General features: G+C 71.0%; 14 protein-coding genes. 4 read left to right on the forward strand and 10 right to left on the reverse strand.

All coding sequences use genetic code 11. The features are described from left to right. Positions 1–111: 111 nt before the first annotated feature. The 5 genes from BLT28_RS15370 to BLT28_RS15390 all read right to left on the reverse strand — a co-directional run bounded on the left by BLT28_RS15370 (position 112) and on the right by BLT28_RS15390 (position 4,345). On the reverse strand, positions 112–1,386 hold the full coding sequence (locus BLT28_RS15370) for a glycosyltransferase (protein ID WP_030429402.1): 1,275 nt from the start codon (positions 1,384–1,386) through the stop codon (positions 112–114). Next, a complete protein-coding gene (locus tag BLT28_RS15375) occupies positions 1,383–2,006 on the reverse strand; it encodes a TetR/AcrR family transcriptional regulator (RefSeq protein WP_043811398.1) in 624 nt (207 codons plus the stop codon). The genes BLT28_RS15370 and BLT28_RS15375 overlap by 4 nt, the downstream gene beginning before the upstream one ends. A 36-nt stretch (positions 2,007–2,042) precedes the next feature. Then, positions 2,043–2,495, reverse strand: coding sequence for an RICIN domain-containing protein (locus BLT28_RS15380; RefSeq protein WP_030429400.1), 453 nt, complete (start codon positions 2,493–2,495; stop codon positions 2,043–2,045). 30 nt (positions 2,496–2,525) lie between these two features. Further along, positions 2,526–2,933 carry a hypothetical protein gene (locus tag BLT28_RS15385; RefSeq protein ID WP_043811394.1) on the reverse strand — a complete coding sequence of 136 codons (408 nt, stop codon included), beginning with the start codon at positions 2,931–2,933 and terminating at the stop codon, positions 2,526–2,528. 569 nt (positions 2,934–3,502) lie between these two features. Continuing rightward, positions 3,503–4,345 carry an alpha/beta fold hydrolase gene (locus BLT28_RS15390; protein WP_231950796.1) on the reverse strand — a complete coding sequence of 281 codons (843 nt, stop codon included), beginning with the start codon at positions 4,343–4,345 and terminating at the stop codon, positions 3,503–3,505. Positions 4,346–4,523: 178 nt separating this feature from the next. Between BLT28_RS15390 and BLT28_RS15395 the strand changes: the two genes are divergently transcribed. After that, positions 4,524–5,603 carry a polyprenyl synthetase family protein gene (locus tag BLT28_RS15395; RefSeq protein WP_081900270.1) on the forward strand — a complete coding sequence of 360 codons (1,080 nt, stop codon included), beginning with the start codon at positions 4,524–4,526 and terminating at the stop codon, positions 5,601–5,603. Positions 5,604–5,619: 16 nt separating this feature from the next. Here the strand turns inward: BLT28_RS15395 and BLT28_RS15400 are convergent, their stop codons facing one another. Both BLT28_RS15400 and BLT28_RS15405 read right to left on the reverse strand, forming a co-directional pair. Beyond that, complete coding sequence (locus BLT28_RS15400; protein ID WP_030429395.1) at positions 5,620–6,111, reverse strand: Clp protease N-terminal domain-containing protein; 492 nt, start codon at positions 6,109–6,111, stop codon at positions 5,620–5,622. A 9-nt stretch (positions 6,112–6,120) separates the two neighbouring features. Further along, complete coding sequence (locus BLT28_RS15405) at positions 6,121–6,324, reverse strand: helix-turn-helix domain-containing protein (RefSeq protein WP_030429394.1); 204 nt, start codon at positions 6,322–6,324, stop codon at positions 6,121–6,123. Between the two features lie 51 nt (positions 6,325–6,375). Between BLT28_RS15405 and BLT28_RS15410 the strand changes: the two genes are divergently transcribed. Next, on the forward strand, positions 6,376–7,824 hold the full coding sequence (locus BLT28_RS15410) for an FAD-dependent monooxygenase (protein ID WP_030429393.1): 1,449 nt from the start codon (positions 6,376–6,378) through the stop codon (positions 7,822–7,824). Positions 7,825–8,133: 309 nt separating this feature from the next. Here BLT28_RS15410 and add read toward each other — a convergent pair whose 3' ends face one another. Both add and BLT28_RS15420 read right to left on the reverse strand, forming a co-directional pair. Then, complete coding sequence (add, locus tag BLT28_RS15415; protein ID WP_030429392.1) at positions 8,134–9,042, reverse strand: adenosine deaminase; 909 nt, start codon at positions 9,040–9,042, stop codon at positions 8,134–8,136. Beyond that, positions 9,039–9,959, reverse strand: coding sequence for a nucleoside hydrolase (locus tag BLT28_RS15420; RefSeq protein WP_231950797.1), 921 nt, complete (start codon positions 9,957–9,959; stop codon positions 9,039–9,041). The genes add and BLT28_RS15420 overlap by 4 nt, the downstream gene beginning before the upstream one ends. A 77-nt stretch (positions 9,960–10,036) precedes the next feature. On the opposite strand from BLT28_RS15420, the gene BLT28_RS15425 reads away from it, so the two are divergent. Continuing rightward, on the forward strand, positions 10,037–10,993 hold the full coding sequence (locus BLT28_RS15425) for a LacI family DNA-binding transcriptional regulator (protein ID WP_197684033.1): 957 nt from the start codon (positions 10,037–10,039) through the stop codon (positions 10,991–10,993). Positions 10,994–10,998: 5 nt separating this feature from the next. Here the strand turns inward: BLT28_RS15425 and BLT28_RS15430 are convergent, their stop codons facing one another. Next, positions 10,999–12,219: a cytochrome P450 gene (locus BLT28_RS15430; RefSeq protein WP_030429389.1), complete on the reverse strand. Its 1,221-nt coding sequence runs from the start codon at positions 12,217–12,219 to the stop codon at positions 10,999–11,001. Positions 12,220–12,361: 142 nt separating this feature from the next. On the opposite strand from BLT28_RS15430, the gene BLT28_RS15435 reads away from it, so the two are divergent. Further along, positions 12,362–12,835 carry a hypothetical protein gene (locus BLT28_RS15435; RefSeq protein ID WP_030429388.1) on the forward strand — a complete coding sequence of 158 codons (474 nt, stop codon included), beginning with the start codon at positions 12,362–12,364 and terminating at the stop codon, positions 12,833–12,835. Positions 12,836–12,931 lie beyond the last annotated feature (96 nt).

The following is a 12,931-nucleotide window of genomic DNA, read 5'->3' on the forward strand; positions in this document are numbered from 1 at the left end:
CCCTGTGCCCAACGCCAGTAGCAGCCCGAAGGGAGTGCTGAGGAACCCGAACCGGCTGAAGAGGCGGTGGTTCGTCGGGCCGGGAAGGCGGCGAACCCTACACCTTTCCTGTCAGGTCAGGTGTTCCTCCAGCAGTCGCACGGCGACCGCCGCACCGTTCTCCGCGCGGATCAGCGCGCCGAGGGTCGCGGCGCTCTCGCGCATCGGGGTGCTGGAAGTCGCTTCGGTGATCGCGGCGGCAAGGCGCTCGGCGGTGAGCTTCTGCTGGTGCACGGGCGCGGGTGCGACTCCGGCGATGTGCATGCGCTGCGCCCAGTGCGGTTGGTCGGCGACGAACGGGCACACGACCTGCGGACGCCCTGTGGCCAGGGCCGCGGCGGTGGTGCCACCTCCGCCGTGGTGCACCACCGCGGCCATGCGCGGGAACAACCAGTCGTGGGGCGCTTGGTCGATCACCAAGACCTCGCCCGAGGACTCGGTTCCGCCCAGCCCGCCCCATCCTGTTGCCAGCACGGCACGAACCCCGGCACGGCGCACGGCCTCCATGACGATCGCGCCGGTTCTGTCGGCCTGTGGTCCGGCCATGCTGCCGAAGCCGATGTAGACCGGCGGCGGTCCGGCGTCGAGGAACGCGGCCAGCCGCCGCGAGGGTGACCACGCTTCGGCTGCGGGCAGGAACCAGAACCCGGTGGTACGCACCTGCTCCGGCCACGCCGGGTCAACCTGTGCCGCGTGGGGGCTGAAAGCCTGCAGCACCAAGCGATGCGCGCCGCCGGCGTCGTGCAACAGGTCGTGGCCGCCCCTCCGGGCCGGCAAGCCGAGTTCGGTGGCGCGCCAGGTGTTCGCGGCTCCGGCTTGGGCGCGCAGCGTCGCCGAAACCGCCAGATACGTCGCGCGGTTGAGCGCCTTGGGCACGCGCGGCAACGGCAGCATCGGACACGGGAACAGCGAACTGGGCACCCACCCGGGCTGCAACGTCGCGAGCACCGCGGGCACGCCGAGCGACTCCGCGATGTGCTGCGCGGGTAGCGCTGGCGAGTGCACCACCACATCCACGTCAGCGGTATCACGGGCCACAGCTGCGAGGTCGTGCAGGACAGCGCTCATCAACGGCTTGATCCGCCGCGCCGTGCGCACAGCGCTGATCTTGCCCCGCAGGCCCCGGTACCCGTTGCCGATGGACTCGCGCACCACCGGGTCCTCCAGCAACCGGTTCGGCCCCTCGTCCAGCGCCGCGAACTCCACGTCGTGCTCTTGTGCTTGTGCGGCATAGGATTCCGGCGCGGCCAAGCTCACATCGTGCCCTGCACCGCGCAGAGCCACCGCGAGCGCGAGGAACGGCTGCACGTCGCCGCGCGTGCCGTGGGTGACCAGGAGCGCCTTCACCGGGCCGGTCCTTCGCCCGCGATGGCGGTGAACGCGGACAGCCAGCGATCGTCGGTGAACAGGCCGCCGGTCAACATCTCCAGCCCGGCCCGGGCTCCCCGCAGGGAGGTCTCGGTCTCGGCGACGTCACCACCGAGCAACCGGCCGACCTGATCACTGAGCACCAACGGGGCCAGCAGCCAGGCCACGTAGGTCACCGCGCGCGCCCGCGGATCCCTGGTCGGCGTGACCCATCCCTGCTCCTCGCCATCGGCGAGCCACTGCTGCGTGCCGTCGACGATCTCGGTGAACAGCGTGCTCGCCGCCTCGGAGCCGTCCAGCAGCGCCCGGCCGAGGTAGCGCCGCGCAGGGGTCGCCGCGCGCAGCAGCTCCCCGAGCGCGCCCTGCTCGATCACCCCGTCCCCGCCGGAGCCGGAGCGGATCGCGGCGAGCACGTGCTCGTCGCACGCCTGTCGCAAGCCCTCCTTCGAGCCGAAGTGGTGCAGCACCAACGCGGGCGAGACACCGGCGGCGGCCGCGATCGCGCGCACGCTGGTCGCGGCCACCCCGTCGGAGCCGAAGCGCTCCAAGGCGGCGTCCCGGATCCGTGCCCGGGCGGTGAGATCGTCGACTGAACGCATGGACAGGATACTAAACGATCGTTCAGTCGACCCGCACTAGGCGCGGTGCCACTGCTGGGCGGAGGTCCCGTCGCAAGGCCTCGTCCCGACGGTGGCCGAGCCGGTCCTGCTGAGGCAGTGGCCGGTGTCGGCCGCCTTGATCAGCAGGCTGGCCGGCGTGCCGGTCACCTTCCACCGCTTCGACACCGCACCGTCGCAGCCGGAGAGGCCGACACCGGCGCGGATGCGCCCGGCACAGGTGCCGGTGCCGACGTGGTGCAGCACCGTGTGGGTGCTCGGGCTCGACCAGCGCCACAGCTGCCGATTGCCCGGCCCGCAGGTGGCGAGCCGGACGTTGTCCAGGCCGCCGCCGAAGGCCGCGTCGAGGCACGCGCTGGTGCCCGCGAGCTTGAACCGGTGGGTCAGCACGGCCGCCGACGCCGGCTGGGCGAGTCCTCCCAGCAGCCCGGCTGCGAGCGCGACGGGCACCACCGCACGCGAGACCTTCATCTCAGTTCCCCTCCCCCTCGGCGGACGCGATCATCCGCACGGGACCGTGATGCTCTTGGAGGTCTTGACCCACGCCTTGGTGCCGATACCGCTGTTGATGAGCGCCCGCCACGTCTTCGACTTCGTGCCCTCGCAGGTGTAGGTGGTGACGGCGTAGTGGTTGGTCCGCCACACGCCGGACCGCACCACGTGGTCGTACCAGCCGATGAACCGCTTCTCCTGGAGCTTGATCGTGTAGCCGGTGGTCGCCTGGTCGCAGTTGAAGAACCCGCCGAGCCCGTCGATGAAGTTGCCGCGCTTCTGCACGCTGATCCGGACGTGCTTGTCCGGGTCGCACGTGGCCAGCGCACCCGCCTCCTGCGCCGACGCGTTCCCCGGCACGAGCAGTGTCGCGGCGGCGATCGTGGCGGCCGTGGCCGTCACCAGAATCTTCCTCATTGCTTCCTCCCCTTCTGAGCAAGTGCGGGACACCTTGCCGGAGGGGTCGTGCAGGTTTCTTGCGTTGCTCTGCATTCCGCAGATCAGCGGCCTGATGTTCGGCGTCGGCGCAGCGGGCGATCCCGTGGCGTGGGGTGACCAGCGGGCTTCACCGACCTGACTTCGCCCATCGGCCGCAGTCATCGAAGTCAAGCAGGTCGCCACCAGGTTCTTCACAATTGCCGCAGCGGCTCGGGCCGGCGTTTTCCTTGCCTCGAAAGGTAATAGCCGGTGCGAAAATCTGTTGCGGTGCTCCTGGCGCTCGGCACGCCCACCATCGCGGCGCTGGTGGTCCTGTCACTGCTCATGGGCTGCGCGGAGATCACCTACGTGACGGGGACCAATGCGCTGATCCCCGATCTGGTTGCCGGCGATCGCGATCGACGCCGTGTCGTTCCTCGTCCCGGCGCTGCTCATCCGATCACTGCACCGCCGGGGACCCGAGACCACCGCCCCGGCAGGTCGGCTGGGGCGGCGTCCTCGCACCGCGGATCGGTCGCCTCGCGACGGCGGCGGCAACGAACGCCCACCTACCCCGCGGTGTGCTCCAGCAGCGCGGAGGCAAGCGCTGACCAGGCGGCCCTCGGCAGGTCCTGACCCACTCCTTCGAGCGGGAGCAGCCGGGCTCCGGGGATCTCGGCGGCGAGCGCCAGTGCGTTGCCGTACGGGAAGAACCGGTCGGCGGTGCCGTGCACGACGAGCGTCGGCACCTCCAGCTCACCGAGGCGTTCGCGCCACCGCCGCCCGGGTTCGGTGGCGGCGATGTTGAACGAGGACGCCATGTCCTCGGCCCGATCGTACGTCCGTTCCGCGACCGAACGCACCTCGGCCTCGTCGAAGTGCTCCCCTTCCGGCGACCTGGCGCGAGCCGCCCCGACCAGGTACTCCACCACCGCGGCCCGGTCCGACCAGTCCGGGCGCGGGGTACCGGTCACGTAGGCCATCACCTCGGCCGAGTGCTCGGGCAGGTCGGGGTTGTTCGGGCCGTGTGCGGTCGGCCTGGTCGACACCAGGGTGAGCGTGGCGACCCGCTCCGGGTGGTCCAGAGCGGTGAGCTGTGCGATCCACCCGCCGACGATCCTGCCCGCGATGTGCGCTTTCCGCAGGCCGAAGGCATCGAGCACCCCGATGACGTCGGCGCTGAGATCGCGCAGGTCGTAGCGGGGCGCGCCGGGCGGGTAGGTCACCGACCTGCCGTGGTCACGCAGGTCGTAGCGCAGGACGAACCTGCCTCCCGCGGCCAGCCGCGCGCACAGCTCGTCATCCCAGGACAGCATCGAGCCACTGCCGACCAGCAGCACCGCGGGGTCCTGCCGGGAACCGAAGGTCTCCACGGCCAGTTCGACCGCACCGATCTCGACAAACGTCTCCACACCCATGCCCAACCGACGAACGGGGAGGTCTCATCCGGACATCCCGATTTGTCCCTCCGCCAACGGATAGACACGCTATGCGTCCGCGAGGTGATCCGTGAGGCTGCTCGTGCGCCCTTCCTGGGCGTTCGTGGAGCGCACTTGAACGGACCCACCGCTTGCAGAAGGGCCTGGGTGGATGACGGCGAACCCGGAAGAGCAGGTGTGGCACACGGACACGGCCGACCTTGCCCCCAAAAGCGGGGACGGCGTTCTCGCCTTTCTGGCGGAGTGCCGCGCCACGGTCGTGCCGGTGTTGCGCGAGGCGGTGGACACTCTGCCGCCTCCGGTGCGCCGCGTCGCCGGCTACCACTTCGGCTGGCTCGACGAGCACGGCCGGCCGGTCGCCGACGACAACGGCGGGAAGATGATCCGCCCCGCGCTGACGTTGTTGTCGGCTCGGGCGGTCGGGGGCGGCGTCGAGGACGCGGTACCTGCTGCGGCTTCCGTGGAGCTGGTGCACAACTTCTCCCTGCTGCACGACGACATCATCGACGGCGACCGCACGCGCAGGCATCGGCTCACCGCGTGGGCGGCCTTCGGTGTCCCGGCAGCGGTCCTGGCCGGAGACGCGCTGTGGGCCTTGGCGCTTCGCCTGCTCACCGATGGCGACGGCGCGACGTCGGCGCAGACCGTGCGGACGATGACGCTCACCCTGTGCCGCCTGATCGACGGCCAGAGCGCGGACACCGACTTCCCCTTGCGCCATCGGGTGAGCATCTCCGAGGTCGAGGACATGGCCGCGGGCAAGACAGCGGCGGTGATGGGTTGTGCGTCCGCACTGGGCGCGTTGGCCGGGGGCGGCGACCTCGCTCAGGTCTCCGCGCTCCAGCGGATGGGCGAGAACCTGGGGATGGCTTTCCAGGTGGTCGACGATCTGCTTGGCATCTGGGGTGATCCCGGCTCCGTCGGCAAGCCCGTCGGCAGCGACCTGACCAACCGCAAGAAGTCCTTCCCCGTGGTGGCCGCGCTCGCCTCCGGTACCGACGCCGCCGCGGAACTGGCTTCGCTGTACCGGTTCGAACGCCCCCTGACCGACGCCGAGGCCGCCCGCGCCGCGGACCTGGTCGAAGCGGCGGGCGGCCGTGCCTGGGCGCTGCGGGAAGCCGAACGCTACGCCCAGGCGGCTCGGCACGCCCTCGCCGAGATCGACGCGGCCCCGGACGTGACGGCGGACCTGTCCGCGCTGACCGCCCTCATCACCGGCCGGGACCACTGAGCCGTGGTTGTGGGCCTCAGCGGTGGCGGGACTCGATGCGCGCCCGGGAGACGGCGCGGTCCACACCGAGGTGGTCGAGCAGGTCCGCCACCGGGTCCGGCCGCTTGTGCGCCAGCAACGCGAGCAGGAGTTGAGTGTTGGCCTGGGTGTTCCTGTCCTTGCGGCTTGTCGTCTTGATCGCCTGGTTGACGGCGGCCCTGGCGCTCGTGGTGAGCGCGGTGGCAGGAACGGCGGGGTGCTTGCGCGGCCTGGCCTGTGGTGCCTGGCCGACATCGAGCCCGATGGCGCGCAGTGCGGCCGCGTCCAGCTCGGCCAGTGCGGCTCGGGCAGCGGCCAGGTCCACGCCGAGCACGTCCGCCCCTGGCGTGCGCGCGCCGGTGGACTCGGCCGCGGTGAGCAGGCCGAGCAGCAGGTGCTCGGTGCCGATGCGCCGATCACCGCGCAGCCGGGCTTCCTCGGCGGCGGCCTTCACGGCCACGGCGAACGGGCTCTTCTCCGCTCCGAACATGGCGATCCCTCATTTCCCGTACTTGGCGTGCACGGACTGACGTGACATGCCGAGCGCGTCGCCGATCTGTTCCCAGGTCCAGCCCTGTTCCCGGGCGAGCGCGACGGAGACGGCCTCGACCTGCTCGGCCAGCCGGTGCAGTGCGCCGACCGAGCGCAGCCCCACGGCGGGGTCGTTCGACCGAATGCGCTTGAACAGTTCTTGCAGCTCCACGATGTCAGGCTAGGTTGACGGCGGAGATTCTGTCAACCTAGCCTGACAGGCATGGACGAGGTTGTGATCATCGGAGCGGGCCCGGTCGGGCTCATGCTGGCGTGCGAACTGGGCCTGGCGGGCGCGCAGCCGGTCGTGCTCGACAAGCGAGCGGAACCGGGCGACGCGCCCAAGGCCAACGGGCTGGGCGGGCAGATCGTCGATCTGCTGGACCACCGCGGACTGCTGGAACGGCTGAGCGCCGGAAGCCCGTTCTGCGGGACCCCACCGGGATTCCCGTTCGGCTCGGTCCCGCTGAGCTTCGCCGGAGTGGACGACATCCCGCTGCGCATGCTGATGATCCGGCAACCCCGGCTGGAGCGGCTGCTCGGCGAGCGCGCGGCCGAGTTGGGCGTGCGCATCCGATGGGGCCACGAGCTGACCTCGCTCACCCAGCACCAGAGCGGCGTCACGCTTGCAGGACAGGGCTTTCGCGTGGACACCCGCTACGTGGTGGGCAGTGACGGAGCCCGCAGCCGGGTGCGGGAACTGGCGGGCATCGGCTTCCCCGGCACGACGGACGACGAGGTGGTGCGGCTCGGCCACTTCACCGCCGACGCGGCGACCGATGTCTTCGACCGCCCTGACGTGGCGGGGCTGCGCCCGGGCTGGAACCGGACTCAGCACGGGCGGCTGATCGTCACCTCGCTCCAGCCGGGGGTGCACATCGTCGGCGTGCGGGAGAAGGGAACCCGCACCACGAGGGGGCCGGTCACGCTCGCCGAGTTCGAGGCGGCCGTCCGGAGGGTGTTCGGCCGGGATCTGCCGCTGGGCCGACCCATCTGGATGTCGAGCACGGTCGGCCAGGCGCGGCTGGCCGAGCGCTACCGGGCGGGCCGGGTGTTCCTGGCCGGGGACGCCGCTCACCTGTTCCCCGCGGGAGGCTCGGCCCTCAACATCGGGATGACCGACGCGATCAACCTCGGCTGGAAACTCGCCGCCCGGCTGAACGGCCGCGGTCCTGCGGATCTGCTCGACACCTACGAGTCCGAGCGACGCCCCGCCGCCGAACGCGCCCTCATGCAGACCCGAGCCCAAGCGGCACTCGACCGCCTGGAGGGCGAGGACGGTGAGGCGCTGCGCGCGCTGCTCACCGAGGTCTTCGCCTACGAGCAGCCGTCCCGGCACCTCGCCCATCTGTTGCACGGCGGCGACATTCGCTACGGCACAGCGGATCATCCCCTGGTCGGCCGCCTGGTTCCCGATCTGCCGCTCACGACCGAGACCGGTGCGCGGCGCGTGGCCGAACTCGTGCGCCAGGCCCGTCCTGTCGTGCTGGATCTCGGTGGCGGCACACCGTTCGACAAGGGCACTGACGACTGGATCGACGTGGTCAGGGCGCGCTGTGACGACCCGCCCGCCGACGCCTTGCTGATCCGCCCGGACGGTTACGTGGCATGGGCAGGCTCCGAGGGGCTCGGCGAAGCGATCACCGCGTGGTTCGGCTTGAAAGATCGATAAGCTGGCGCGGCACCGGTGGCATTGCGGGGAGATGCCAGCACAGCAGCATGACGGCGGCGGGAAGCGACGACGCGCTGGCCCTGCTCCTGCCGTGACACACCGCTGCTTTCCCGCTCAAGCCCGCGGTGGACGAGCAGCCTCAGGACCGGTTGCTCGACCGGCTCGGGTTCTGGCGAGCGACCGTCGGGCTGGCCTTGGTCTCGCTCGCGAGCCGCGACCACCTCACGGCCGGGCACATCGTCGAGAACGCACGAGGTAAAGCCGTGCTCACCGCGCTCTACGCCCTGGGCGGGGCGCTACCGGCAATCCTCATAGCGCGAAGGCGGCTTCCCGCGCGTTGTCCTGACACCGTCGCTCGTGATCGTCGGTCCAGCCGAATTCCTCGGTGAGCGTCGCGAATTCGCGCGTCAACGTGGTCTGGGAGGTGGTGCGGCAATCGGTGGAGATGGTCACCGCGATGTCCTCCGCGAGCAGTCGATCCACCGGGTGCTCCGTGAGGCTCGCGACCGCTCCAGTGTGCACATTGGACAGTGGGCACACCTCAAGTGCGATGCGGTCGCGGCGAAGCCGTTCCAGCAACGCGGGATCGCTCGCGGAGCGCACACCGTGACCGATGCGGGCGGCACCGAGCACGTCCAGTGCCTCCCACACGCTCGCGGGCCCGGCCGCCTCACCGGCGTGGATGGTCACCGCGAGACCGGCGGCGTGCGCGGCCTCGAACGCGGCGAGGTGCGGCGCACCGGACTTGGACTCGTCGCCGGCAAGGTCGACGCCGGTGACGCGGTGCCGGATGGCCGTGTCCACCACCTGCTCGCTGATGTCCGGCGACTGCTGTCGCAGGCAGCACAACAACAATCCGCAGTGGACTCCAGTGTCGGCGCTCCCCTCCGCGAGACCGGCGGCGACCGCTTCCACGGCGTCGTCCAGGCTCAGGCCACGGCGGCCGTGCAGTTGCGGCGCGAACCTGGCCTCGCCGTAGCCCACGCCGTCCGCGTGCCAGTCGTGGACCAGTTCGCGGGCCACCCGCTGGAGCGCTTCCGGGGTCTGCAACACCTCAAGGACCGGGTCGAGATAGCTCAGGTAGGTCATGAGGTTCCCGCAGTCCGCAGGCGCCACGACCGGACCTGGTGACGGAAGTCCTTGCTGTGCCGCGAGATCTGCGACGGTGGCGGCACGGACGGCACCGTCGAGGTGGCAGTGCAGCTCGATCCGGTTCATCGAGTCTCCAAGGTGTCGAAGAGGAATCGCTTGAACGCCGGCTCGTCGACGCGGCGGACCAGCGTGAGGTTCGGTGGTGGGGCGATGCGTCTGCGGTCGACGGAGGTCTGGCCGCGCAGCTCGTCGCCGAGGGCGACACGGACGCTGGCGTGCTCGGTCTCGGTGGCGAGTTCCGGGCGCAGTGCCACGGCCATCGCGACCGGATCGGGCAGGTCGTACCCGGCGAGGCCGGTGACCTCCACCGCCCAGTCCGCGACCGTGCGGTTGATCCGACCGGCGAACTCTGCGATCGGGCCGAGTGCGAGCAGGTGCTCGTGCTCCTCGCGCGTGATCACCGCGTCGAGCCGCGAGACGTCCCAGCCGATCCAGGTGACCTGCCCGGGCTCGGCCGCGGCGGCCACGATCGCGGTGGCCTCGGGATCGGCCCAGGCGTTGAACTCCGCTGTCGCGGTGATGTTCCCGACCGCGTCCGGCGCGCCGATCATGCAGTACACGTGGGCGTAGCGGTTGAGCAGATCGCGGTCCCGCACCAGCGCGGCGGCCACGTTGGTCAGCGGACCGAGCGTGACCAGGGTGAGGTCGGCGCGCGCGGTGCCGAGGAGGACGTCGACGGCGTGCTCCCCGCGTGCCCGGCCGCGTGGGTCCGGAAGATCGAGGTCGCCCATCCCGTCCGCGCCGTGGACCTGCTGCGCGGTGGAGAGCGGGCGGACCAGCGGGCGGTCGCAGCCGGGGTGCACCGGCACGTCGGCGGCACCGGCCAGCTCAAGGGTGAGCAGCGCGTTGCGGGTCGCGAGGTCCAACGGCACGTTGCCCGCGACCGTGCTGACCGACTCCAGCCGCACCCGGTCGTCGAGCGCGGCGAGCAGGAGCGCCACCGCGTCGTCCGAGCCCGTGTCGGTGTCGACGTGCAGACTCACCACTCGGACCTCCTCGATCTAATCGATTAGACTGTCGATCCTGCGAGGGAGCCGGTGTCGTTGTCAAGGAGGTTCTGGTGGCGGTGACCATGGCCGATGTGGCGCGGCGGGCGGGGACCTCGGTCGCGGTGGTGAGCTACGTGCTCAACAACGGGCCGCGGCCGGTTGCCGAGGCGACCAGGGCGCGGGTGCTCGCGGCCGCCGCCGAGCTGGGGTACCGGCGCAACCGGGTGGCCGCCGCGCTGCGGTCGGGGTCGACCGGATTGGTCGGGCTCGTGCTGCCGGACACGGTGAACCCGTACTTCGCCGCGCTGGGCAGGCAGATCGAACAGGCGCTGGCCGATGCCGGGAAGCTGACCGTGATCGCGAACTCCGGCTACGACAGCGCTCGGCAGAGCGCGGCCGTCGACGGTTTCCTCGCCGCGCGGGTCGACGGCTTGATCATCGTGTGGACCGGCGACTCGACCGATCCGGCGGCGGAAACCCCGGTCGTGTACGTGCACAACCGGCCGCCGGGCTCGACAGCGACCGTGATCGCGGGCGACAACCGTGCGGGCGTCGCGGAAGCCGTGGCGCACCTGCGGGAGCACGGGCACGAGCGGATCGACTTCCTCGCGGGTGAAACCGATGACGGCCCGGTCGGGGAACGCGTCGCCGCGTGGCGAGCGGCTGCACAGGGGCGGTTGCTGCGCAGCGCGTACTCGCGCGCGGCGGCGGCCGAGCTGATGCGTGGGCTGACGAAGTGGCCTGCCGCGCTGCTGGTGGCCACCGACGAGCAGGCGATCGGCGTCTTGTCAGCAGCGGACGCGGCAGGCGTCGCGGTGCCCGGCGATCTGGCCGTGGTGAGCTGCGATGGCAGTCCTGACTCGGAGTTCACCGTGCCGCCGTTGACGGTGGTGGCCCAGCCGTTCGCGGAGATGGCGCAACAGGCGGTGCGGTTGTTGCTCGCCGAGCCCCGCGACGGCAGCCCGATCGCCGTGCGGCTGACCGTGCGCCGCAGCTGCGGCTGCCCGCACCGCACCACCGTCGCCTGATCTCGCTACTCGACCGTCCAGGTGACGGGCAGCTCGTGGACGCCGTAGATCCGCATTTTGCTCCTGAGCTTCACCTCGCCCGCGGGGACGGCGAGCCGGAGGGTCGGGAAACGGCGCACCAGCCCGGCGAATCCGGCGCGCATCTCGATGCGGGCCAGCTGCTGGCCGAGGCACTGGTGGACGCCGTGTCCGAAGGCCATGTGGCCGCGCGCCTTGCGGTGGACGTCGAGGGTGTCGGGGGCGTCGAAGCGCTGGGGGTCGCGGTTGGCGGCCAGCAGCGAGACGATGACGGTCGAGCCCTTGGCGATCTTCTCGCCGTGGAACTCGATGTCCTCCGTGGCGTAGCGGTAGAAGATGTCGCCGACCGACAGGTACCGCAGCAGTTCCTCGACGGCGTCGGGGATCAGCTCCGGGTTCGCGCGCAGCTCGGCCAGCTGCTCGGGGTGCTCCAGGAGCGCGAAAGTGCCGAGTGCCAACATGTTCGCGGTGGTCTCATGACCCGCGAGCAGCAGCAGGAAGCCGATGCCGGTCAGCTCCTCGACGCTGAGGTCGTCCTGGGCGGCCAGGTCGGACAGGATGTCCTCGCCGGGGTCGGCGCGCTTGCGCGTGACGAGTTCGCCGAGGTATCCGGCGAGCGCGCCGTAGGCGGCGATCTTCTCCTCGAACGGCAGCTCGGTGTCCATGAACCTGGTCGAGTTGACCTGGAAGGTCTCCCGGTCCGCGTAGGGGACGCCGAGCATCTCGCAGATCACCAGCGAGGGCACCGGCAGCGCGAACTCCTTGACCAGGTCGACCGGCGGGGCCAGCCGCGCCAGCTCGTCCAGCTGCCGTTCGACGATGGCGCTGATGTGCTCTTCGAGCTGCTTCATCCGCTTGACGGTGAAGGCGCCGGTGAGCTTGCGCCGCAGCCGGGTGTGGTCCGGCGGGTCCATCGCGATGAACATGCCCGGCGGCGTCGGCGCCGGTTCGGTGAAGGCGGGCATGCCCGGGACCTCGAACGGCTCGTGGAGGACGCCGAGGTCCTGGCGGGAGCTGAACCGGGTGTCGGCCATGAGCCGGCGGACCGCGTCGTAGCCGGTGACGAGCCAGCCCTCGTGACCGTCCGGGAAGATCATCGGGCTGACGGGGCGGGCCTCGCGCAGCCGGGTGACCTCACGGGGTGGGTCGAAGGGGCTCGCGTCGCGCTCCCTGGGCAGGCCGTGCGGAACGGGAACCGTGTGGCTCATCGGTCGTCCTTTCGATGCGGTCGTTGCGACCACCCTCACCGGCGGTCCTGACACGCGACCGCCACGGCGCTGACACGGGTGCCCTGCGGCAGGATGAACGCGTGCTGGAGATCAGTCCCCCGACCACGTCCACGGCCTGAGCATGGGTTCGGCGATGCGCGTCTTCCGGCTGGTCCGCGCCACCGGGCAGACCGGGTGCGCTCATCACGTGCTGCTGCGCGCGGGGCGCCCGTCCTACCCGAACGCCGACCAAGGCGCTGAGAACGCGGCGGACGCCTTCCCCGGCTTCGTGTTGGACGCGCTGACCGGTTGGTGGGAGCGGTGGATGCTGCCCGCCCAGTGCCGTGGAGCCGCGCACGAGTTGGCCGTGATCGCGGACCCCGTCGAAGTCGTCGGGCCTGATCTGCACGACGACATCGGCTTGCGTTCGTTCGACGTGTGGACCGCCGATCGCGACGACGGTTTCGGCGCGGTGCTCGCAGCGGTGCCGGACGCGGCGGCCTTCCGCACTGTCGTGGAGGAGGAGGCCGAAGGCGAGGTCTCCGGTGCGCCGGTCCGGCTGCGCGTGCTGCTGCTCACCGAGAGCAGCGGTGACGGCGACCTGCGAGACGCGTGAGACGGACACACTTCCGTTCGGGACATGACGGCACGCGAGCAACTGCTGCGGCGGGCTCGCACTGACCCACCGCAGCAGCGTTACCGTGAATCTGTT

Origin of the sequence: Allokutzneria albata, assembly GCF_900103775.1 — a bacterium.
Classification (GTDB): domain Bacteria; phylum Actinomycetota; class Actinomycetes; order Mycobacteriales; family Pseudonocardiaceae; genus Allokutzneria; species Allokutzneria albata.

What these genes read in the sequence shown, in the direction of transcription:
- BLT28_RS15375 (WP_043811398.1), bottom strand. Translation starts at nt 2,006, where the DNA reads ATGCGTTCAGTCGACGATCTCACCGCCCGGGCACGGATCCGGGACGCC.
- BLT28_RS15380 (WP_030429400.1), bottom strand. Translation starts at nt 2,495, where the DNA reads ATGAAGGTCTCGCGTGCGGTGGTGCCCGTCGCGCTCGCAGCCGGGCTG.
- BLT28_RS15385 (WP_043811394.1), bottom strand. Translation starts at nt 2,933, where the DNA reads ATGAGGAAGATTCTGGTGACGGCCACGGCCGCCACGATCGCCGCCGCG.
- BLT28_RS15395 (WP_081900270.1), top strand. Translation starts at nt 4,524, where the DNA reads ATGACGGCGAACCCGGAAGAGCAGGTGTGGCACACGGACACGGCCGAC.
- BLT28_RS15400 (WP_030429395.1), bottom strand. Translation starts at nt 6,111, where the DNA reads ATGTTCGGAGCGGAGAAGAGCCCGTTCGCCGTGGCCGTGAAGGCCGCC.
- BLT28_RS15410 (WP_030429393.1), top strand. Translation starts at nt 6,376, where the DNA reads ATGGACGAGGTTGTGATCATCGGAGCGGGCCCGGTCGGGCTCATGCTG.
- add (WP_030429392.1), bottom strand. Translation starts at nt 9,042, where the DNA reads ATGAACCGGATCGAGCTGCACTGCCACCTCGACGGTGCCGTCCGTGCC.
- BLT28_RS15430 (WP_030429389.1), bottom strand. Translation starts at nt 12,219, where the DNA reads ATGAGCCACACGGTTCCCGTTCCGCACGGCCTGCCCAGGGAGCGCGAC.
- BLT28_RS15435 (WP_030429388.1), top strand. Translation starts at nt 12,362, where the DNA reads ATGGGTTCGGCGATGCGCGTCTTCCGGCTGGTCCGCGCCACCGGGCAG.